Origin of the sequence: Burkholderia sp. MSMB1072 (genome assembly GCF_001524725.1) — a bacterium.
In the GTDB taxonomy this organism is placed as follows: Bacteria; Pseudomonadota; Gammaproteobacteria; order Burkholderiales; family Burkholderiaceae; genus Burkholderia.
The window spans coordinates 627,649-646,557 of the sequence record NZ_LOYC01000030.1 but is presented as its reverse complement, the minus strand read 5'-3'; the positions used below and the strand labels follow the sequence as shown (position 1 = coordinate 646,557).

The window sequence follows — 18,909 nt, the reverse complement described above, 5'->3', positions numbered from 1 at the left end:
GGCAGGCATCAGATACAGGAGACAGTGCAGGATGCGTTCGATCATCGCGGATTCGAAGCGATTGGTGGTGAAGGTGGGCTCCAGCCTCGTGACCAACGACGGCAAGGGGCTCGATCATGCTGCGATCGGCCGCTGGGCGGCTCAGATCGCTGCGCTGCGTGCGCAGGGTAAGGAAGTCGTGCTCGTCAGTTCGGGCGCGATTGCCGAAGGCATGCAACGGCTCGGCTGGAGCAAGCGGCCGCGGGAAATCGACGAGCTGCAGGCCGCCGCCGCGGTCGGCCAGATGGGGCTCGCGCAAGTCTACGAAAGCCGCTTCACCGAGCATGGCATCCGTACTGCGCAGATCCTGCTCACGCACGCCGATCTGGCGGATCGCGAGCGCTATCTGAATGCGCGATCGACGTTGCTCACGCTGCTGCGGCTCGGCGTCGTGCCGATCATCAACGAAAACGACACGGTCGTCACCGACGAAATCAAGTTCGGCGACAACGACACGCTCGGCGCGCTCGTCGCGAACCTGATCGAAGGCGATGCGCTGATCATCCTCACCGACCAGTCCGGGCTGTTCACGGCCGATCCGCGCAAGGACCCGAATGCGACGCTCGTCGGCGAGGCCAATGCGGGCGCGCCGGAGCTCGAGGCGATGGCGGGCGGGGCCGGCTCGAGTCTCGGTCGCGGCGGGATGCTGACGAAGATCCTCGCGGCAAAGCGTGCGGCGCACAGCGGCGCGAATACCGTGATCGCGAGCGGCCGGGAGGCCGACGTGCTCGTGCGTCTGGCGGCCGGCGAGGCGATCGGCACGCAACTGATCGCACGGACCGCGCGGATGGCGGCGCGCAAGCAATGGATGGCCGACCATCTGCAGGTGCGCGGCCATGTCGTGATCGACGCGGGGGCGGTCGAGAAGCTGACGGCCGGCGGCAAGAGCCTGCTGCCGATTGGCGTGACCGACGTGCAGGGCGCGTTCGCGCGCGGCGAGGTGATCGCGTGTGTCGGCCCGGACGGGCGCGAGGTGGCGCGCGGGCTCACGAACTACAGCAGCGCGGAAACGAAGCTGATTCACCGCAAGCCGAGCGGCGAGATCGAGACGGTGCTCGGCTATATGCTGGAACCCGAACTGATTCATCGCGACAACCTCGTGCTGGTGTGATCGCCGGCCGGGTTCCGTCGTTCAAGTGAAAAAGCCCGCGCGATGCGGGCTTTTTCATGCGCGGGACGATGCGGGCAACCCGCATCGCATGCCGTCAGCGCAACTGCGTCATCGCGGTGCGGTGGAACCGGATGTTTTCGAGAATCTGCCGGGTCGAGCCCTGCGGCATCTTGTTCGAACAGAAGTAGTCCTGGTAGAGGGCGGAGTGGTAGGCGTTCAGCTCGCCGTTCTCGATGCGCCGCCAGTCGTTTTCGACCGTGCGATCCCAGCCGTCGTGGTCCGAGTTCAGGCCGGCGTACTGGCGCCATTCGTAGGTGTCGCAGCGGATGCCTTCGTAGTTCACGTTGCGCGCACCGGCTGGGCTCGTGACGACGACTGCGTAGCGCACGACGCCGTCGCTGCCGACGTCGAGCGACTTCGCATCGACGAAGAACTTCAGCGGCGTGTTCTGCGACACGTTGAACGGCAGCAGGTCGCCCGTTTGCGGCAGCGGCGGCAGCGTGTCGACGGCGTTTTCCTTCCAGGTCCCCTGACGGTCGAGCAGGTACACGAACTCGCTGTCATCCTTGTTGGACGGCGCTTTCGAGTTCGCGCAGCCGGCCAGGGCGGCCACCGCGGCGATCGATGCGAGCGCGAGAGCAATCGCTTTCAATATGCATTCCTCGTAAAAAAAGGGCGCGACACCAAGGTCGCGCCCGGTCATGCAGTCCAACTCGTCATTTGCCGACGATCACGCGGGGCGGCATCTCGTCGAGCGAGCTCGCCTCCACTTCGATCTCCGAACAGACCACCGATGTGTCGACAATCGTCAGCGTCTGGGCCGGTGCGCCAATGACGCGCGGATAGCGCGACACACGCGGCCCGCGCGGCTTCTCGGCTCGCTGCGCCGGGCGGCGCAGGAAGCGCGACAGTTCCGTCAGCGCCAACTGATAGACATCCCGCTTGAACTCGATCACCGCATCGAGCGGCACCCAATACTCGTTCCAGCGCCACGCATCGAACTCCGGGTGGTCGGTCGCGCGCAAGCAAATGTCGCAATCGCGTCCGACCATTCGGAGCAGGAACCAGATCTGCTTCTGGCCGCGGTAATGACCGCGTACTTCGCGTTTGATGAACTTGTCAGGCACCTCGTAACGCAACCAGTCGCGGGTGCGGCCGATTATCTTGACGTGTTCCGGATGCAGGCCCGTTTCCTCGTGCAGTTCCCGGTACATCGCCTGCATGGGGGTCTCGCCGTACTTGATCCCACCTTGAGGAAACTGCCAGGAATGCTCGCGGAGCCGCTTGCCCCAAAACACCTCGTTGCGCGCGTTCAAGAGGATGATGCCGACGTTCGGGCGAAAGCCTTCACGATCCAGCATACAACCACCTTCGAATCCTTTAAAATTGCTTTGATTATAAACAGATAACGGGCGCTGCGCACCGTGACGGAGCGAATCCGCACGGGGCACACCGGCTGAATTGTCCCTGATTAGTCTGCTACGTCATCTGCGCCATTGCTGTTCACGGCGCGCAGCTTTTTCACCTTGAAACTTTTTCGGGCGCCCCGCCTGGGGGCGCCGTTTTTGGAACCGTCCGCATGAAAGCTTCCCGTTTCTTTATCGGCACCCTGAAAGAGGCACCCGCCGACGCAGAGATCGTCAGCCACAAGCTGATGGTCCGCGCCGGCATGATCCGCCGCGTCGCCGGCGGCATCTACAACTACCTGCCGGTCGGCCTGCGTTCGATTCGCAAGGTCGAGGCGATCGTGCGCGAGGAAATGAACCGGGCGGGCGCCATCGAGCTGCTGATGCCGGCCGTGCAGCCGGCCGAGCTGTGGCAGGAGTCGGGCCGCTGGGAGCAGTACGGCCCCGAGTTGCTGCGCTTCAAGGACCGCAAGGACAACGATTTCGTGATCGGGCCGACGCACGAGGAAGTCGTCACCGACATCGCGCGCAACCAGATCAAGAGCTACCGGCAGATGCCGGTGAATTTCTACCAGATCCAGACGAAGTTCCGCGACGAGATCCGTCCGCGCTTCGGCGTGATGCGCGGCCGCGAATTCATCATGAAGGACGCGTATTCGTTCGACAAGGATGCGGCGGGCCTGAACGAGTCGTACCGCAAGATGTATGACGCGTACGTGCGCATCTTTACGCGCCTCGGCCTCGAGTTCCGGGCGGTCGCGGCCGACAGCGGCTCGATCGGCGGCAACTTCTCGCACGAATTCCACGTGATCGCCGATACCGGCGAGGACGCGATCGCGTACTGCCCGACGTCCGAATTCGCGGCGAACGTCGAGGCGGCCGAAGCGCTGCCGCTGATTGCCGAGCGCGCGGCGCCGGCCGAAGCGATGGAAAAGGTCGCGACGCCCGGCAAGGCGAAGTGCGAGGCCGTCGCCGAATTGCTGGGCATCCCGCTCGAGCGCACGATCAAGTCGATCGTGCTCGCGACCGACAACGAAGGCGCCGAGCCGACCATCTGGCTCGTGATGCTGCGCGGCGATCACGACCTGAACGAGATCAAGGTGTCGAAGCTGCCGGGCCTGAAGAACCACCGCTTCGCGACCGAGCAGGAAATCGTCGAGTGGTTCGGCACGCCGCCGGGCTACCTCGGCCCGGTCGGCACGAAGAAGCCGGTGAAGGTGATCGCGGACCGCACGGTCGCGAACATGAGCGACTTCGTCGTCGGCGCGAACGAGGTCGACTATCACATCGCCGGCGTGAACTGGGGCCGCGACCTGCCGGAGCCCGAAGTCGCCGACGTGCGCAACGTGAAGAAGGGCGACCCGTCGCCGGACGGCAAGGGTGCGATCGACATCTGCCGCGGCATCGAAGTCGGCCACGTGTTCCAGCTCGGCACCAAGTACTCGGAAGCGATGGGTGCGACGTTCCTCGACGAGTCGGGCAAGCCGCAGCCGATGCTGATGGGCTGCTACGGCGTCGGCATCACGCGTATTCTCGGCGCGGCGATCGAGCAGAACTTCGACGATCGCGGCATCGTCTGGCCCGAGTCGATCGCGCCGTTCGAGGTCGTGCTGTGCCCGATGGGCTATGACCGCAGCGACATGGTGCGCGAGACGGCCGACAAGCTGTACGCGGAACTCGTCGCGGCCGGCATCGACGTGATCCTCGACGATCGCGGCGAACGCCCGGGCGTGATGTTCGCCGACTGGGAGCTGATCGGCGTGCCGCATCGTCTCGTGATCGGCGAGCGCGGCCTGAAGGAAGGCAAGATCGAGTACCAGGGCCGCCGCGACACCGAAGCGACGCTGCTGCCGGCCGACACGGCCGCGGCGACGGTCGCGGAGAAGATCCGCGCCGCGCTCGCGCACTAAGCGCGGCGACCGGGGGACACGATGGAATACACGTTCCTGTCGGCCACCGTGCTCCTCGTGCTGATTACGGATCCGCTCGGCAATATCCCGCTGTTCATCACGGCGATGCGCGACGTGCCGCGCGAGCGGCGCGTGAAGCTGATCCTGCGGGAAGTGGGAATCGCGTTCGTGATCCTGCTGTTCTTCATGCTGGTCGGCGATCGCTTCCTGCGGATGATGAGCCTCACCGACCTGTCGCTGCGGCTCGGCGGCGGGATCGTGCTGTTCCTGATCGCGCTGCGGATGATCTTCCCGCATCCGGACGGCGCGCTCGGCAGCGATCCGCGCGCGGGCGGCGAGCCGTTCATCGTGCCGCTCGCGATTCCGGCGCTGGCCGGGCCGTCCGCGCTCGCGACGGTGATGCTGCTGACGTCGCAGGCGCCCGGGAAGATGTTCGAGTGGGTCGGTGCGCTGACGGTCACGATGGTCGTCTGCGCGATCACGCTGGTGCTGGCCGAAAGGATTCAGGGTTGGCTCGGCGAGCGGACCGTCGCCGCGTTCGAGCGTCTGATGGGCCTCGTGCTCGTCGCGATCTCGGTCGAGATGCTGCTGGCAGGCATTCGAGCGTTCGTGCACCAGTTGCAGCCGTAGCGCGGGCGGTGCGGTCGACGAAAAAAGCGGCGCTCCGGGAAACCGGAGCGCCGCTTTCTATTTATATAGCCGGCGGGGCGGCGATCAGACGTCCGCGGTCAGCGCGCGGATCGTCGGCAGGTTGCGCCAGTAGCCCTTGGCGTCCATCCCGCAGCCGAACACGTAGCGGTCCGGCACCGAGAAGCCGCAGAAGTCGGGGTGCAGCGGTTTCGCCTTCGCGAGCGTCTTCTCGCACAGCACGGCCGACATGAAGCGCTGCGCGCCCATGTCGAGGATGCGGTCGCGGATCGCTGCCATCGTCTCGCCTTCGTCGAGGATGTCGTCGAGCACGAGCACGATGCGGTCCTTCACCGACTCGCGCGGCGCGACGCGCCAGTGCATCTCCGGGCTGCCCTGCGTCGTGTTGCGGTAGCGGGTCAGGTGGATGTAGTCGAATTCGAGCGGGAAATCGAGATGCGGCAGCAGCATCCCGGTAAACACCGCGGCGCCGCCCATCACCGAGAGAACGAGCGGGAACGCGTCGCCGATCTCGGCGCGGATCGCGTCGGCCATCTTCGAGATCGACGCGTTGACGGCGTCGGCCGAGACGATCTCTTCGGAGTGGTCGAAAATGTGGAGGGCTTCTTCGCGGTTCATGTGTTCTGGCGGGCAGTCGGTATACAAATAAGGATGAAGCAGAACGGCAGGCGCGCGCTACGGCAAAAACCCGCGCGCCGGCCGACGGGCGAAATCAGCGCATGCCGGGCATCATGCCCTTCAGGCCGCGCATCATCTTCTGCATGTTGCCGCCCTTCAGCTTCTTCATCATCGTACGCATCTGGTCGTACTGGTTCAGCATCCGGTTGACTTCCTGCACCGGCACGCCCGCGCCGGCTGCAATGCGACGCTTGCGCGTCGCCTTGATGATTTCGGGTTTCGCGCGCTCGGCGGGCGTCATCGAGCTGATGATGCCTTCCATCCGGCGGATCGACTTCTCGGCCTGGCCCATGTCGGCGCCGGCCGCCGCCTGCTGGAACTGCGCGGGGAGTTTGTCCATCAGCGACGACAGGCCGCCCATGTTCTTCATCTGCGAGATCTGCGCGCGGAAATCGTTCAGGTCGAAGTCGCCGCCCTTCTTGACCTTGTCGGCGAGCTTCTGCGCGGCCTGGACATCGACGCCGCGCTGCGCTTCCTCGACGAGCGCGAGGATGTCGCCCATGCCGAGGATCCGGTTCGCCATCCGGTCGGGGTGGAACACCTCGAGGCCGTCGAGCTTCTCGGCGACGCCGACGAACTTGATCGGCTTGCCCGTGATGTGGCGCACCGACAGCGCGGCGCCGCCGCGCGAGTCGCCGTCGAGCTTGGTCAGCACGACGCCGGTGAGCGGCAGCGTGTCGTTGAACGCCTTCGCGGTGTTGACCGCGTCCTGGCCGAGCATCGCGTCGACGACGAACAGCGTTTCGGCCGGCTTCAGCGCACCGTGCAGCGCGGCGATTTCCTGCATCATCGCTTCGTCGATGCCGAGACGGCCGGCCGTGTCGACGATCAGCACGTCGTGGTAGTGGCGCTTCGCCCAGTCGACGGCCGCGAGCGCGATGTCGACGGGCTTCTGGTCCGGCGTGGACGGGAAGAAGTCGGCGCCGACCTGTTCGCTCACCGTTTTCAGCTGCATGATCGCGGCCGGGCGATACACGTCGCACGACACGGTCAGCACCTTCTTCTTGTACTTCTCGCGCAGCAGCTTCGCGAGCTTGCCGGCGGTCGTGGTCTTGCCCGCGCCCTGCAGGCCGGCCATCAGGATCACGGCGGGCGGCGTGACCGCGAGGTTCAGCTCGGCGGCCTTGCCTTCGTAGTCGCCGCCGATCACGGCGGTCAGTTCCTTCTGGACCACGCCGACGAGCGCCTGGCCCGGCGACAGGCTGCTGATCACTTCTTCGCCGAGCGCCTTTTCCTTGACCTTGGCGATGAATTCGCGGACGACCGGCAGCGACACGTCGGCTTCCAGCAGCGCAAGACGCACCTCGCGGAGCATCTCCTGCGTGTTCGCCTCGGTGAGCCGGGCCTCGCCGCGCAGCGTCTTGACGACGCGCGCCATCCGTTGAGTGAGATTGTCGAGCATGGGGAGCGATGGACAGTGGGGCCCGAAGGCGCGGCGGAACCGAACAAACGGAGCCGTCGCGGGAAGGGGGCCTAGTGTAAACTTCGAACATGGATATTGTACTGTATGCCCTCACCGCATTCCTGTACGGCGGCCTCGCCGTCGCCGGCTGGCGCGCGCACCGCCAGGGTGCGACGCCGCTCGTCGCGAGCGTGCCGGCCGTGCCGGTCCCCGCGTCCGCCGCGTCCGGGATGAGCGGGGCCGGCCGCGCGCTGCTGTTCGCCGCGCTGGTCGCGCACGGCGTGCTGCTCCACATGACGATCTTCCCGAACGACGCGATGGTGTTCGGCTTCGCGTTCGCGCTGTCCGCGATGTTCTGGCTCGGCGCCGGCATCTACTGGATCGAGAGTTTCTTTTTCCCGCTCGACAGCCTGCGCCTGCTGGTGTTGCCGCTCGCGTGCGGCGCGTCGCTGCTGCCGCTCGTGTTCGGCGGCGTGCGGGTGCTTCCTTATGCCGCGGCGCCGCTGTTCAAGCTGCATTTCCTGATCGCGAACATCGCATACGGGCTGTTCGCGATCGCCGCGCTGCACGCGATCCTGATGCTGATGGTCGAGCGGCGCCTGCAGTCGCTGCGCAGCGGCGGGCGCGACGGCTCGACGGGCTGGATCGCGAGCTGGCTCGAAACGCTGCCGCCGCTGCTCACGCTCGAGAAGCTGCTGTTCCGCCTGATCGGCGCCGGCTTCGTGCTGCTGACGCTGACGCTCGCGTCGGGCATCCTGTTCAGCGAGCAGGTCGACGCGCGCGCGTTGCGGCTCGACCACAAGACGGTGTTCGCGATCCTGTCGTGGCTGATGTTCGGCGGCCTGCTGATTGCCCGCAAGACGTCGGGCTGGCGCGGCCGCGGCGCCGCGCGCTGGGTGCTCGTGTCGTTCGCCGCGTTGCTGCTCGCGTATGTCGGCAGCCGGTTCGTTTTCGAGGTGCTGCTGCACCGCTCCGTGGTTTGACCGCAGGTTTCCGATGCGACAGATTCTTCTCCTGATCCTCCTCTTCTTCGCGGGTTCGTGGCTCGCGCGCAAACTGCGCCATGCGCAGGAACAGGCGCAGGCGCGCGCCGGCCGCGGCGCCGGTTACGACGGCGCGCCCGGCGCCGACGCCGCGCGCCCGAACGGCGACGCGCGATCGCTGCCCGAGCCGATGGTGCGCTGCGCCGAATGCGGCGTGCATGCGCCGAAGGGCGACGCCGTCGCCGCGAGCGGCGAATACTTCTGCAGCGCCGAGCATGCGCGGCGCCACGCCGCGCGCGTGAACGGTCACGACGCCCGATGAGCGACGCGCCGGTGTTGTCGTTCGATGCGAACGGCTGGGTGCGCGAAGCGCGCCATGCGCCGTCGCCGAACTTCGAGATGCGGCCCGCGGGGGCGGTGCCGACGCTCGTGGTCGTCCACAACATCAGCCTGCCGCCCGGCGAATTCGGCGGCGACGCGATCGAGGCGCTGTTCCTGAATCGCCTCGACTGCGATGCGCACCCCTATTACCGGAGCCACCTGCGCGGCGTGCGCGTGTCCGCCCATTTCCTGATCCGCCGCGACGGCGAGCTCGTGCAGTTCGTGTCGTGCGACGAGCGCGCGTGGCACGCGGGCTCGTCCGAGTTCTTCGGCCGCACGCGCTGCAACGACTTCTCGATCGGCATCGAGCTCGAAGGGGCGGACGACGTGCCGTTCGACGATGCGCAATACGCGGTGCTCGCCGCGCTCTCCCGCGCGCTCGCCGCGCGCTACCCGGTCGACGCGTTCGCGGGGCACTCGGACGTCGCGCCGGGCCGCAAGACCGACCCGGGCCCGCACTTCGATTGGCAACGCTTCGCGAGCGATGCCGGTTTTTCCGCCGAATACTTTCCTTTCCGTCAGCACTGATCGCGGGGTTTTTTGATCGGAGAAAGTTTTTTCTCCGATCAATGCCTTGCCGTGTCTGCGCGTGAGCGATGTCAAGACCTCTATCGCAAATTATCCGGTTGGACGTCCTCCGAATGTCCACTATACTTGGTGCCAGTTGAGCAGTTCTGCACTAGATATAGTGTGTGTCGCAGGGGAAAACCCGAGCGGCACCGGCCGGCGGGCAACGCCGGTGGACAGGGTTCTCAAGGCGGCGCGTCAGGCCGGGCGGTCCGGGCGTCGCGACCAGCGCAGCGAATATCGACGGGGCAGGGTATACATGACGAAGCACACGACCGGCCGGGTTGTCGCGCATCGACCGAACCGGCTTCCCCGGCGCATCGTTCGCCTCTTACCGCTCGCGCACCGCATGGCGCGGCGTTCGTTTTAATCCGCGGTTCTCTCCGCACCATCCAACACCAGGAGCTTTGCACATGCAAACCACCGACAACGCGACGTCCCAGTACGAGAGCGCCTCGAGCCGTCCGCTCGGCGGGACCGAACAGGGCGCGAAGGCGCTCGCGCCGCAGGCCACGTTCGCCGACTACAAGGTGATCCGCCGCAACGGCAGCGTCGTGTCGTTCGAACCGTCGAAGATCGCGATCGCGGTGACCAAGGCTTTCCTGGCCGTCAATGGCGGGCAGGGCGCGGCATCGGCGCGCGTACGCGAGCAGGTCGAACAACTGACGCACAACGTCGTGCGCGCGCTCGTGCGCAGCCGCCCGAACGGCGGTACGTTCCATATCGAAGACATCCAGGACCAGGTCGAACTCGCGCTGATGCGCGGCGGCGAGCACAACGTCGCGCGTGCGTACGTGCTGTATCGCGAGAAGCGCCACCTCGAGCGCCAGCATGCGGGCGAGGAAGCGGCGGCCGCGGGCGGCGAGTCGACCACCGGCATCAACGTGGTCGACAACGGCGTCACGCGCCCGCTCGACCTGAACGCGCTGCGCGCGCTGATCGTGTCGGCGTGCGACGGCCTCGGCGCTGCGGTTAACCCTGACCCGATCGTCGCGGAGACGGTGAAGAACCTGTACGACGGCGTGCCGATGAGCCAGGTCTACGACTCGGCGATCCTCGCGGCGCGTACGATGATCGAGAAGGATCCGGCATACAGCCAGGTCACGGCCCGCATCCTGCTGCACACGATCCGCCGCGAGATCCTCGGCGAGGAAGTCGTGCAGGCCGAGATGTCGACCCGCTATGCCGAATACTTCCCGCAGTTCCTGAAGCGCGGCGTCGACGCCGGCCTGCTCGACGACAAGCTGCTGCAGTTCGACCTGAAGCGCCTTGGCGAAGCCCTCGACGCGAACCGCGACCTGCAGTTCGGCTATCTCGGCCTGCAGACGCTGTACGACCGCTACTTCCTGCACGTCGAAGGCACCCGCATCGAAATGCCGCAGGCATTCTTCATGCGCGTCGCGATGGGCCTGTCGCTGAACGAGATCGACCGCGAAACGCGCGCGATCGAGTTCTACAACGTGCTGTCGAGCTTCGACTTCATGAGCTCGACGCCGACGCTGTTCAACTCGGGCACGCACCGCTCGCAGCTGTCGTCGTGCTACCTGACGACGGTTGCGGACGATCTGGACGGCATCTATGAAGCGCTGAAGGAAAACGCGCTGCTGTCGAAGTTCGCCGGCGGCCTCGGCAACGACTGGACGCGCGTGCGCGCACTCGGCTCGCATATCAAGGGCACGAACGGCAAGTCGCAAGGCGTGGTGCCGTTCCTGAAGGTCGTGAACGACACGGCCGTCGCGGTGAACCAGGGCGGCAAACGCAAGGGCGCGGTCTGCGCGTACCTCGAATCGTGGCACCTCGACATCGAGGAGTTCCTGGAGCTGCGCAAGAACACCGGCGACGACCGCCGCCGTACGCACGACATGAACACGGCGAACTGGATTCCCGACCTGTTCATGAAGCGCGTGATGGAAGGCGGCGAGTGGACGCTGTTCTCGCCGTCGACCTGCCCGGATCTGCACGACAAGTTCGGCGCGGAATTCGAGGCGGCTTACACGGCTTACGAAGACAAGGTCGCACGCGGCGAGATCAAGCTGTTCAAGAAGATCCCGGCGCAGCAGCTGTGGCGCAAGATGCTCGGCATGCTGTTCGAGACGGGCCACCCGTGGATCACGTTCAAGGATCCGTGCAACGTGCGCTCGCCGCAGCAGCACGTCGGCGTCGTCCACTCGTCGAACCTGTGCACGGAAATCACGCTGAACACGAGCGATACCGAAATCGCGGTGTGCAACCTGGGCTCGGTGAACCTCGTCGCCCACCTGGTGAAGCAGGCCGACGGCAGCTACGCGCTCGACCACGACAAGCTGAAGCGCACGATCAGCGTCGCGATGCGCATGCTCGACAACGTGATCGACATCAACTACTACGCGGTGCCGAAGGCGCGTAACTCGAACCTGAAGCACCGCCCGGTGGGCCTGGGCATCATGGGCTTCCAGGACTGCCTGCACCTGCTGCGCACGCCGTACGCGTCGGAAGCGGCGGTCGAGTTCGCCGACCGTTCGATGGAAGCCGTCTGCTACTACGCGTATTACGCGTCGACCGAGCTGGCCGAAGAGCGCGGCCGCTACTCGAGCTACCGCGGCTCGCTGTGGGATCGCGGCATCCTCCCGCAGGACACGCTGAAGCTGCTGACGGAAGCGCGCGGCGGCTACGTCGAGGTCGACACATCGGAATCGCTCGACTGGACGACGCTGCGTTCGCGGATCGCCGCGCACGGCATGCGCAACTCGAACTGCGTCGCGATCGCGCCGACGGCGACGATCTCGAACATCATCGGCGTGTCGGCCTGTATCGAGCCGACCTTCCAGAACCTGTACGTGAAGTCGAACCTGTCGGGCGAATTCACGGTGGTGAACGAGTATCTCGTCCGCGACCTGAAGGAACGCGGCCTGTGGGACGAAGTGATGGTCGCCGACCTGAAGTACTTCGACGGCATGCTGTCGCGCATCGACCGCATCCCGGCCGATTTGCGCGCGATCTACGCGACCGCGTTCGAGGTCGACCCGACGTGGCTGGTCGAAGCGGCATCGCGTCGCCAGAAGTGGATCGACCAGGCACAGTCGCTGAACATCTACATGGGCGGCGCATCGGGCAAGAAGCTCGACGAGGTCTACAAGCTCGCATGGCTGCGCGGCCTGAAGACGACCTACTACCTCCGCACGATGGCGGCGACGCACGTCGAGAAGTCGACGGTCGCACACGGCGCGCTGAACGCAGTGCCGACGGGCGGTGCAGGCAGCGGCGGCTCGGGCGGCGGCGCGCAAGGTGCAGCGGGCGGCTTCGGTGCGGCAGGCGGCGATGCGTCGTCGGGCGTGGTGAACGCGGCGCCGGCACTCGCGCCGGTCGAAGCAGACGGTCCGGTGTGCACGATGCGTCCGGGCGATCCTGGCTTCGACGAATGCGAAGCGTGCCAGTAACGCAGTGCGCCTGATCTGAGAAAGCAGGCCGGCGCGGCGCACACGACGACCGATCGAGGTTGAAGTGTGCGCCGCTCTCAACTAAAAAAATGATAAGGAATCTGTAACGCGACACCTGCGTTGCAGGCAGCGACAAGCGATCGAAACATCCCCGACGGCGTCGCGTTTCGATCGGCGTTCGATGCGTCGAGCGCACCTCGCGATACAAGCGCGACGCACATCGCGCACTGCATGAACGACGATGCGTTGCTCAAAGTGTTGTATCGAGGTCGCAACGCGAATCGAAAAAAGGATTTTTCGTGAGCGAACCCTTTTATCGCTCAGGAAAAGATGGTACAAACCGTTCTAAATTGATGGTGAGAATTTATGCTCAACTGGGATGACGAGAAGACTGCCGTAACCCCCGCGAGCGGAGCGCAGCAAAACGCGATGCGCACCTCCGCCGGGATGGCTGTCGGAATGCAGGCTGCAACGCCTGCCGCCCATCAGGTCCGCGACATTTTCGAAGGCGATCTTGCGGTGCCGCCGCAAGCATCGGCTGTTCCCGCCGGCGGTTCGGAAGCGCGGGTCAATGTCGCCGACAAGCGCATCATCAACGGCCAGACTGACGTCAATCAGCTGGTGCCGTTCAAGTACAAGTGGGCGTGGGAAAAATATCTGGCCGGTTGCGCGAACCACTGGATGCCGCAGGAAATCAACATGTCCCGCGACATCGCACTGTGGAAGGACCCGAACGGTCTGACCGAGGACGAGCGCCGCATCGTGAAGCGCAACCTCGGCTTCTTCGTGACGGCCGATTCGCTCGCGGCGAACAACATCGTGCTCGGCACGTATCGCCACATCACGGCGCCCGAGTGCCGGCAGTTCCTGCTGCGCCAGGCGTTCGAGGAAGCGATCCACACGCACGCGTACCAATACATCGTCGAATCGCTCGGTCTCGACGAAGGCGAGATCTTCAACGCGTACCACGAGGTACCGTCGATCCGCGCGAAGGACGAATTCCTGATCCCGTTCATTCATACGCTGACGGACCCGGCCTTCAAGACCGGCACGCTCGAAGCGGATCAGAAGCTGCTGAAGTCGCTGATCGTGTTCGCCTGCATCATGGAAGGCCTGTTCTTCTATGTCGGGTTTACGCAGATCCTCGCACTCGGCCGCCAGAACAAGATGACGGGTGCTGCAGAGCAATATCAGTACATCCTGCGCGACGAGTCGATGCACTGCAACTTCGGCATCGACCTGATCAACCAGATCAAGCTCGAAAACCCGCATCTCTGGACCGCGGAATTCCGCGCCGAGATCCGCGAGCTGTTCAAGCAGGCTGTCGAACTCGAATACCGCTACGCCGAAGACACGATGCCCCGCGGCGTGCTGGGTTTGAACGCGTCGATGTTCAAGAGCTATCTGCGTTTCATCAGCAACCGCCGTTGCCAGCAGATCGGCCTCGACCCGCTGTTCCCGAACGAGGAGAACCCGTTCCCGTGGATGAGCGAGATGATCGACCTGAAGAAGGAACGCAACTTCTTCGAGACGCGTGTGATCGAGTATCAGACGGGGGGCGCGCTGTCCTGGGAATGACCCGCAGCAGCGAACCCGTTACATGATGGAGCAGCCGGTGGCCTCTCGGCCCCGGCCCAAGGTTTAGGAGCAAGAACGCCTGATGCAAAGCATGCCCGGTGCCTTAACGGCCCAACGATACGACAGGCACTTTGCGAACCCTTCAGTGGGATGGGCAAACTTCCCTCCGGAAAAAGCGGGCGGCCGTGTGGCGGTCCGCTTGATCAAGCGATTAGGGGTAGCGGCGCGAGGTGCGCCGGCTACCGACTTGATTTGGCGCGCGAGGCCATGGGGTCACGCGCGCCATACCGTATTCATTAGCGTAAGCGCGCGGTATCTGCGTACGCCGATGAATAGCCCGCTTCGAAGCGCACGTCCTGAACAGCGTCCGCGGGAAGCGGGTTTTGACGAAGGGTGTAGTTTGAACTGACTCTCATCTGAACCTGAAGGAGAACAACATGGCTACTGCCAAGAAGAAACCGGCTGCTAAGAAAGTTGCTGCCAAGAAGACCGTTGCGAAGAAGGCCGCTGCTCCGGCGAAGAAGGCCGCAGTGAAGAAGGTTGCTGCGAAGAAGGTCGCGGTGAAGAAGGTTGCCGCGAAGAAGGCAGCACCGGCGAAGAAGGCCGCTGCAAAGAAGGTCGCAGCCAAGAAGGTCGCAACGAAGAAGGTTGCAGCGAAGAAAGTCGCGGTGAAGAAGGTTGCTGCGAAGAAGGCAGCACCGGCCAAGAAGGCCGCTGCGAAGAAGGTTGCAGCGAAGAAAGTCGCGGTGAAGAAGGTTGCTGCGAAGAAGGCCGCACCGGCGAAGAAGGCTGCTGCGAAGAAGGCCGCGCCGGCGAAGAAGGCTGCCGCGAAGAAGGCCGCGCCGGCGAAGAAGGCTGCCGCGAAGAAGGCCGCGCCCGCCAAGAAGGCTGCCCCTGCGAAGAAGGCCGCCGCACCGGCAAAGAAGGCTGCTGCACCGAAGAAGGCCGTCGTGAAGAAGGCTGCGCCGGCAACGACCGCGTCGACCGCATCGGTTGCGCCGGCATCGGGCGTGAAGACCGCGCTCAACCCGGCAGCGGCATGGCCGTTCCCGACCGGCAGCCGTCCGTAATCGCGGCTGAGCAGCATCACCCGGACACTCACGTGGTGTCCGTGGGTTGAGTAGCGCTACTCAATCAATCCCGCCATCTGGCTCAGGTGGCGGGATTTTTTTCGTCCGTCTGGTCGCCGATGGGGCGCCGGTGGGCTGTCCGACGCGAGCGCGGACGAGAACGGGCGGACGAAAAAAAACGCATGTGCGGCTTCGCACATGCGTTCGACTGCGGCTTGCGCCGCGTGCTGAGGATACCCGTCAGTGCGTGACGCGCGTGACGCCGCCGCTCGACAGCAGGCGCACGCGCTCGCCGGCGCGGAACGCTTCGCCGCTTGCCGCCTGCGTGATCGAGCGCAGATCGCCGTTGTCGAGGCGCACGGTGATTTCGACACCGTTCGCCGTGCTGAGGTTTTCGCCGACCGCGTTACCCGCGACCGCACCGACGAGGCCGCCGGCGATCGCCGTCAGGATCGAGCCTTTGCCGCCGCCGATCGCGCTGCCCGCGACCGCGCCGAGCGCGCCGCCGCCGAGCGTGCCGATCGCGCTGCCGCCGCCGTCGGACTGAATGCGCACCGCACGGACGCTTTCGATCGTGCCCATGCGGACCGTCTGTTCGCGCTGCGCCTGGCCGACGCTATAGACATCCGCCGAACCGGGCGCCGTGAAGCAGCCGGCGAGGGTCAGCGTGGCCGTCAGCATGGCCGCAAGCGTGAGGGTTTTTTTCGTCAACATCTTTGCTCTCCCACAATATTCATTTGAGACTGTAACCGAATGCAGTCTCGAAGCGTGCGTCGATTTCGGCGCGCGTCAGTACGTAAGTCTGGGGCCCTTGATGGGCGATCTTGAGCGAGCCCATCAGGCTCGCAAGGCGGCCGGTGGTTGCCCAGTCGAAGCCTTGCTCGATGCCGTACAGCAGGCCACCCCGGAAGGCGTCGCCGCAGCCGGTCGGATCGGCGATGCGCTCTGCCGGCACGACCGGAATCTGTTCCGCACACTGCTTGTGGCGGATGGTCGCGCCGTGCTCGCCACGCGTGATGACGAGGGCGTCGACCCGGCTGGCGATTTCATCTTCGGACCATCCCGTCTTGTCGCTCACCAGCTTGGCCTCGTAGTCGTTGACCGCAACATAGGTCGCAAGTTCAATGCTGCGGCGCAGCGTCGCACCGTCGAACAGCGGCAGGCCCTGGCCCGGATCGAACACGAACGGCACACCGGCCTGGGCCAGCTCTTCCACGTGCTGCACCATCCCGTCGAAGCCGTCCGGGCCGACGATCGCGAGCTTGATGTCCGGCGCGTCGCCCGCGTGGTTCAGGTGCGATTGCATCATCGCGCCGGGGTGGAACGCCGCGATCTGGTTGTTGTCGAGATCGGTCGTGATCATCGCCTGCGCGGTGTACGTATCGGGCAGCACGCGAACGTGGTCGCGACGCAGGCCGAGATCGTCGAACCGGTCGAGATACGGCTGCGCATCCAGCGCGCCCATCGTGCCCATGATGCGCGCGTCGCCGCCGAGCAGGTGCAGTGCGTACCCGATGTTGCCCGCGCAGCCGCCGAATTCGCGGCGCATCGTCGGCACGAGGAAGCTCAGGTTGATGAGGTGCACCTGGTCGGGCAGGATGTGCTCGCGGAACCGCCCTTCGAAGGTCATGATGGAGTCGTAGGCGATCGAGCCGCAAATCAGCGTAGCCAAGGTGTGCGTTCCTGTAGAAATGAGAGGCCCTGCGCGACAACGCCGCGCGAAGGGCGCGGCGCGGCAGGGGGAAAGCGGAAGAAAGCTTACTTCAGTGCGGCGAGCGCTGCATCGTAGTTCGGCTCGTCCTTGATTTCGCTGACGAGTTCCGCATGGATCACCTTGTCCTGCGCGTCGAGCACGACCACCGCGCGTGCGGTCAGGCCGTTCAGCGGGCCGCTCGTCACGTCGACGCCGTACGCGTTTGCGAACGCGCGGCCGGTGCGGAACGTCGATGCCGTCACGACGTTCTCGAGGCCTTCGGTCGTGCAGAAGCGCGTGGCGGCGAACGGCAGGTCGGCGGACACGACCACCACCACCGTGTTGTCGAGCGACGACGCGGCTTCGTTGAACTTGCGGGTCGACGTCGCGCAGGTCGGCGTGTCGAGGCTCGGCACGATGTTCAGCACCTTGCGCTTGCCCGCGAAGCTGGCGAGCGACAGGTCGGCGAGGTCCTTGCCGACCAGCTTGAAATCGGCGGCTTGCGCACCGACGGCCGGGAACGTGCCGGCGAGATCGATCGGGTTGCCACCCAGCGTAACTTTGCTCATGTTCGTGCTCCGAAATAGCGCGCCGCTCGGGCGCGCGGGTTGAGACGGGCGCGCAAGCGCGCCGCGGCGCGTCACGGATAGAAGATCTGGACGCGGAAATTCGAGGCGGGCGTGCCGTTCGTGTCGAGGCGGACGACCATCGTCTGCGTCGTGCCGGGCGGCAGCCCGGCGTCGATCGGCGTGCCCGGGCGCACGTAGTCGCGCGGCGCGAGCACGCGGCGCACGGTGACGTGATTGGTGTCGTCGAGCAGCGTGAGTTCGAGCGACGGGTACGCGAGCGCGACGCGGTAGCGGTTCGTCAGCGGCACCTTCAGTTCGAGCTTGCGCGGGCCGTCGAGCTGGCGCAGGTCGGTCGCGTCGAGCCGCAGCCCGTCGATTGCGCGCGGCGGCGCGACCGTGCAGCCGAGCGGCGCACAGGCCTGCCGGAACCAGCTCTGCGTGACGGGCCAGTAGATCATCAGCGCTTCGCGCTGCCACCACGCCAGTTGCACGACGAGCAGGCCGACCAGCGCGGCCGCGACGAGGCCGCCGAAAAAGCCGCCGAGCATTCCGCGTCGCTGCGGCGCGCGCGTCTCGCGCGTGACGGCGAAGTGCGGACGATCGTCGTCGGTCGGTGCGGCGGGGAACGGGACGGCCGGTTGGACGGCCGGTTCATCGGTTGCCGCTGCGGCCGGGGCCTTGTCGTGTCGGGCGAGAGTGTCGGATTCCGATGCGGCTTCGGCTTCGGCGACGGCCGGTGCGGGCGTGAACGCAAAGCGCGGTTCGCGCGGCGCGCGTTCGTCGTTCGGCACGGCGAAGTGCGCGTGGCCGACGGGTTCGGCCGGTTCGGCGGCGATTTCCGTTTCCGACGGACGGTGGGCGACGAAGCGGGGCTCGCGCGGGTCGCGCTCGACGGGCGAGGGCCCGGCTGCTTCGGTTTCGTGCGGTTCGTGCCGCGTTTGCGGCGAATGCGGTTCGGCCGGTTGCTCGACGGCAGCCGATGAATCGAGCTCGGCCGGAGAGGTTGCGAACGGCGCGGGCGTACCCGACAGGTGGACGACGCCGGCTTCCGTGGACGGGAGCGCGAGCGGTATCAGCGGCTCGGTGCGCACGGTTTCGGCGCTGTGCTGCAGCGACGGATCGACGCCGGCGTCGAGCCACGGCGCCCACATGTCCCAGCCTTCCGACTTGTAATCGGTGCCGGTCGGCAATCCGGCCGGCGCATCGGCGGTGAACAGTCGAACCGGGGCGGCCTGCTGGCGTGCGTCGCTGTCATGCGGCGCGGCAGCCGGTTCCGTCAAGGCCGGTTCGGGCTGCTGCGCGTACTCGGGAACGAGCGATTCGGAAGCGTTGAAGACTTCGTGACAATGCCCGCAGCGCACGAGCCCCTGATGCAGCGAGAGCTGTTCCTGCTGCAGCCGGAAGACGGTTTCGCAATGAGGGCAGCGCGTCGCAAGGAGCATGTCGAGCCGGGCGGCC

The 18,909-nt window shown here is 65.7% G+C and carries 18 protein-coding genes; 10 read left to right on the top strand and 8 right to left on the bottom strand.

Annotation, left to right across the window (positions count from 1 at the left end; all coding sequences use genetic code 11):
• The first annotated feature begins 31 nt into the window (after positions 1-31).
• Positions 32-1,150 (top strand): glutamate 5-kinase, encoded by a 1,119-nt coding sequence (proB, locus tag WS89_RS16265; protein WP_034206343.1) that lies wholly within the window; start codon positions 32-34, stop codon positions 1,148-1,150.
• 94 nt (positions 1,151-1,244) lie between these two features.
• Here the strand turns inward: proB and WS89_RS16260 are convergent, their stop codons facing one another.
• Positions 1,245-1,853, bottom strand: coding sequence for a CNP1-like family protein (locus WS89_RS16260; protein WP_059791906.1), 609 nt, complete (start codon positions 1,851-1,853; stop codon positions 1,245-1,247).
• 13 nt (positions 1,854-1,866) lie between these two features.
• On the bottom strand, positions 1,867-2,511 hold the full coding sequence (locus WS89_RS16255; protein ID WP_059500921.1) for an RNA pyrophosphohydrolase: 645 nt from the start codon (positions 2,509-2,511) through the stop codon (positions 1,867-1,869).
• A 218-nt stretch (positions 2,512-2,729) separates the two neighbouring features.
• On the opposite strand from WS89_RS16255, the gene WS89_RS16250 reads away from it, so the two are divergent.
• On the top strand, positions 2,730-4,466 hold the full coding sequence (locus WS89_RS16250; RefSeq protein WP_059500922.1) for a proline--tRNA ligase: 1,737 nt from the start codon (positions 2,730-2,732) through the stop codon (positions 4,464-4,466).
• Between the two features lie 21 nt (positions 4,467-4,487).
• Complete coding sequence (locus WS89_RS16245) at positions 4,488-5,096, top strand: MarC family protein (RefSeq protein ID WP_059500923.1); 609 nt, start codon at positions 4,488-4,490, stop codon at positions 5,094-5,096.
• A gap of 84 nt (positions 5,097-5,180) precedes the next feature.
• On the opposite strand, the gene WS89_RS16240 is transcribed toward WS89_RS16245, so the two are convergent.
• Positions 5,181-5,732, bottom strand: a complete 552-nt coding sequence (locus WS89_RS16240) for a hypoxanthine-guanine phosphoribosyltransferase (RefSeq protein WP_059500924.1) — start codon at positions 5,730-5,732, stop codon at positions 5,181-5,183.
• Between the two features lie 94 nt (positions 5,733-5,826).
• Positions 5,827-7,194 carry a signal recognition particle protein gene (gene ffh / locus WS89_RS16235; protein ID WP_059779123.1) on the bottom strand — a complete coding sequence of 456 codons (1,368 nt, stop codon included), beginning with the start codon at positions 7,192-7,194 and terminating at the stop codon, positions 5,827-5,829.
• Between the two features lie 89 nt (positions 7,195-7,283).
• Between ffh and WS89_RS16230 the strand changes: the two genes are divergently transcribed.
• From WS89_RS16230 to WS89_RS16200, 7 genes are all read left to right on the top strand, one after another.
• The gene (locus WS89_RS16230; protein ID WP_034206348.1) at positions 7,284-8,177 is read left to right on the top strand and encodes a cytochrome C assembly family protein; all 894 of its coding nucleotides are present in this window, start codon (positions 7,284-7,286) and stop codon (positions 8,175-8,177) included.
• Between the two features lie 13 nt (positions 8,178-8,190).
• A complete protein-coding gene (locus tag WS89_RS16225) occupies positions 8,191-8,499 on the top strand; it encodes a PP0621 family protein (protein WP_059791904.1) in 309 nt (102 codons plus the stop codon).
• Positions 8,496-9,086 carry a 1,6-anhydro-N-acetylmuramyl-L-alanine amidase AmpD gene (gene ampD, locus WS89_RS16220; protein ID WP_059500927.1) on the top strand — a complete coding sequence of 197 codons (591 nt, stop codon included), beginning with the start codon at positions 8,496-8,498 and terminating at the stop codon, positions 9,084-9,086. The genes WS89_RS16225 and ampD overlap by 4 nt, the downstream gene beginning before the upstream one ends.
• Positions 9,087-9,538: 452 nt before the next feature.
• Positions 9,539-12,541 carry a ribonucleoside-diphosphate reductase subunit alpha gene (locus tag WS89_RS16215; protein ID WP_059500928.1) on the top strand — a complete coding sequence of 1,001 codons (3,003 nt, stop codon included), beginning with the start codon at positions 9,539-9,541 and terminating at the stop codon, positions 12,539-12,541.
• A 366-nt stretch (positions 12,542-12,907) separates the two neighbouring features.
• The gene (locus tag WS89_RS16205; protein ID WP_059500930.1) at positions 12,908-14,119 is read left to right on the top strand and encodes a ribonucleotide-diphosphate reductase subunit beta; all 1,212 of its coding nucleotides are present in this window, start codon (positions 12,908-12,910) and stop codon (positions 14,117-14,119) included.
• An 82-nt stretch (positions 14,120-14,201) separates the two neighbouring features.
• Positions 14,202-14,528, top strand: coding sequence for a hypothetical protein (locus tag WS89_RS32520; protein WP_082741881.1), 327 nt, complete (start codon positions 14,202-14,204; stop codon positions 14,526-14,528).
• Positions 14,529-14,556: 28 nt separating this feature from the next.
• Complete coding sequence (locus tag WS89_RS16200) at positions 14,557-15,189, top strand: histone H1-like repetitive region-containing protein (RefSeq protein WP_034206353.1); 633 nt, start codon at positions 14,557-14,559, stop codon at positions 15,187-15,189.
• A gap of 240 nt (positions 15,190-15,429) precedes the next feature.
• Here WS89_RS16200 and WS89_RS16195 read toward each other — a convergent pair whose 3' ends face one another.
• From WS89_RS16195 to WS89_RS16180, 4 genes are all read right to left on the bottom strand, one after another.
• On the bottom strand, positions 15,430-15,903 hold the full coding sequence (locus WS89_RS16195; RefSeq protein WP_059791902.1) for a glycine zipper 2TM domain-containing protein: 474 nt from the start codon (positions 15,901-15,903) through the stop codon (positions 15,430-15,432).
• A 19-nt stretch (positions 15,904-15,922) separates the two neighbouring features.
• On the bottom strand, positions 15,923-16,861 hold the full coding sequence (locus WS89_RS16190; protein WP_059791900.1) for a carbohydrate kinase family protein: 939 nt from the start codon (positions 16,859-16,861) through the stop codon (positions 15,923-15,925).
• Between the two features lie 86 nt (positions 16,862-16,947).
• On the bottom strand, positions 16,948-17,451 hold the full coding sequence (gene tpx, locus WS89_RS16185) for a thiol peroxidase (protein WP_059500932.1): 504 nt from the start codon (positions 17,449-17,451) through the stop codon (positions 16,948-16,950).
• 71 nt (positions 17,452-17,522) lie between these two features.
• Positions 17,523-18,893, bottom strand: a complete 1,371-nt coding sequence (locus WS89_RS16180; protein ID WP_059791898.1) for a DUF3426 domain-containing protein — start codon at positions 18,891-18,893, stop codon at positions 17,523-17,525.
• Positions 18,894-18,909: the final 16 nt, after the last annotated feature.

Coding starts and splice junctions, on each gene's coding strand:
- proB (WP_034206343.1), top strand. CDS start 32: ATGCGTTCGATCATCGCGGATTCGAAGCGATTGGTGGTGAAGGTGGGC.
- WS89_RS16260 (WP_059791906.1), bottom strand. CDS start 1,853: ATGACCGGGCGCGACCTTGGTGTCGCGCCCTTTTTTTACGAGGAATGC.
- WS89_RS16255 (WP_059500921.1), bottom strand. CDS start 2,511: ATGCTGGATCGTGAAGGCTTTCGCCCGAACGTCGGCATCATCCTCTTG.
- WS89_RS16250 (WP_059500922.1), top strand. CDS start 2,730: ATGAAAGCTTCCCGTTTCTTTATCGGCACCCTGAAAGAGGCACCCGCC.
- WS89_RS16245 (WP_059500923.1), top strand. CDS start 4,488: ATGGAATACACGTTCCTGTCGGCCACCGTGCTCCTCGTGCTGATTACG.
- WS89_RS16240 (WP_059500924.1), bottom strand. CDS start 5,732: ATGAACCGCGAAGAAGCCCTCCACATTTTCGACCACTCCGAAGAGATC.
- ffh (WP_059779123.1), bottom strand. CDS start 7,194: ATGCTCGACAATCTCACTCAACGGATGGCGCGCGTCGTCAAGACGCTG.
- WS89_RS16230 (WP_034206348.1), top strand. CDS start 7,284: ATGGATATTGTACTGTATGCCCTCACCGCATTCCTGTACGGCGGCCTC.
- WS89_RS16225 (WP_059791904.1), top strand. CDS start 8,191: ATGCGACAGATTCTTCTCCTGATCCTCCTCTTCTTCGCGGGTTCGTGG.
- ampD (WP_059500927.1), top strand. CDS start 8,496: ATGAGCGACGCGCCGGTGTTGTCGTTCGATGCGAACGGCTGGGTGCGC.
- WS89_RS16215 (WP_059500928.1), top strand. CDS start 9,539: ATGCAAACCACCGACAACGCGACGTCCCAGTACGAGAGCGCCTCGAGC.
- WS89_RS16205 (WP_059500930.1), top strand. CDS start 12,908: ATGCTCAACTGGGATGACGAGAAGACTGCCGTAACCCCCGCGAGCGGA.
- WS89_RS32520 (WP_082741881.1), top strand. CDS start 14,202: ATGCAAAGCATGCCCGGTGCCTTAACGGCCCAACGATACGACAGGCAC.
- WS89_RS16200 (WP_034206353.1), top strand. CDS start 14,557: ATGGCTACTGCCAAGAAGAAACCGGCTGCTAAGAAAGTTGCTGCCAAG.
- WS89_RS16195 (WP_059791902.1), bottom strand. CDS start 15,903: ATGTTGACGAAAAAAACCCTCACGCTTGCGGCCATGCTGACGGCCACG.
- tpx (WP_059500932.1), bottom strand. CDS start 17,451: ATGAGCAAAGTTACGCTGGGTGGCAACCCGATCGATCTCGCCGGCACG.
- WS89_RS16180 (WP_059791898.1), bottom strand. CDS start 18,893: ATGCTCCTTGCGACGCGCTGCCCTCATTGCGAAACCGTCTTCCGGCTG.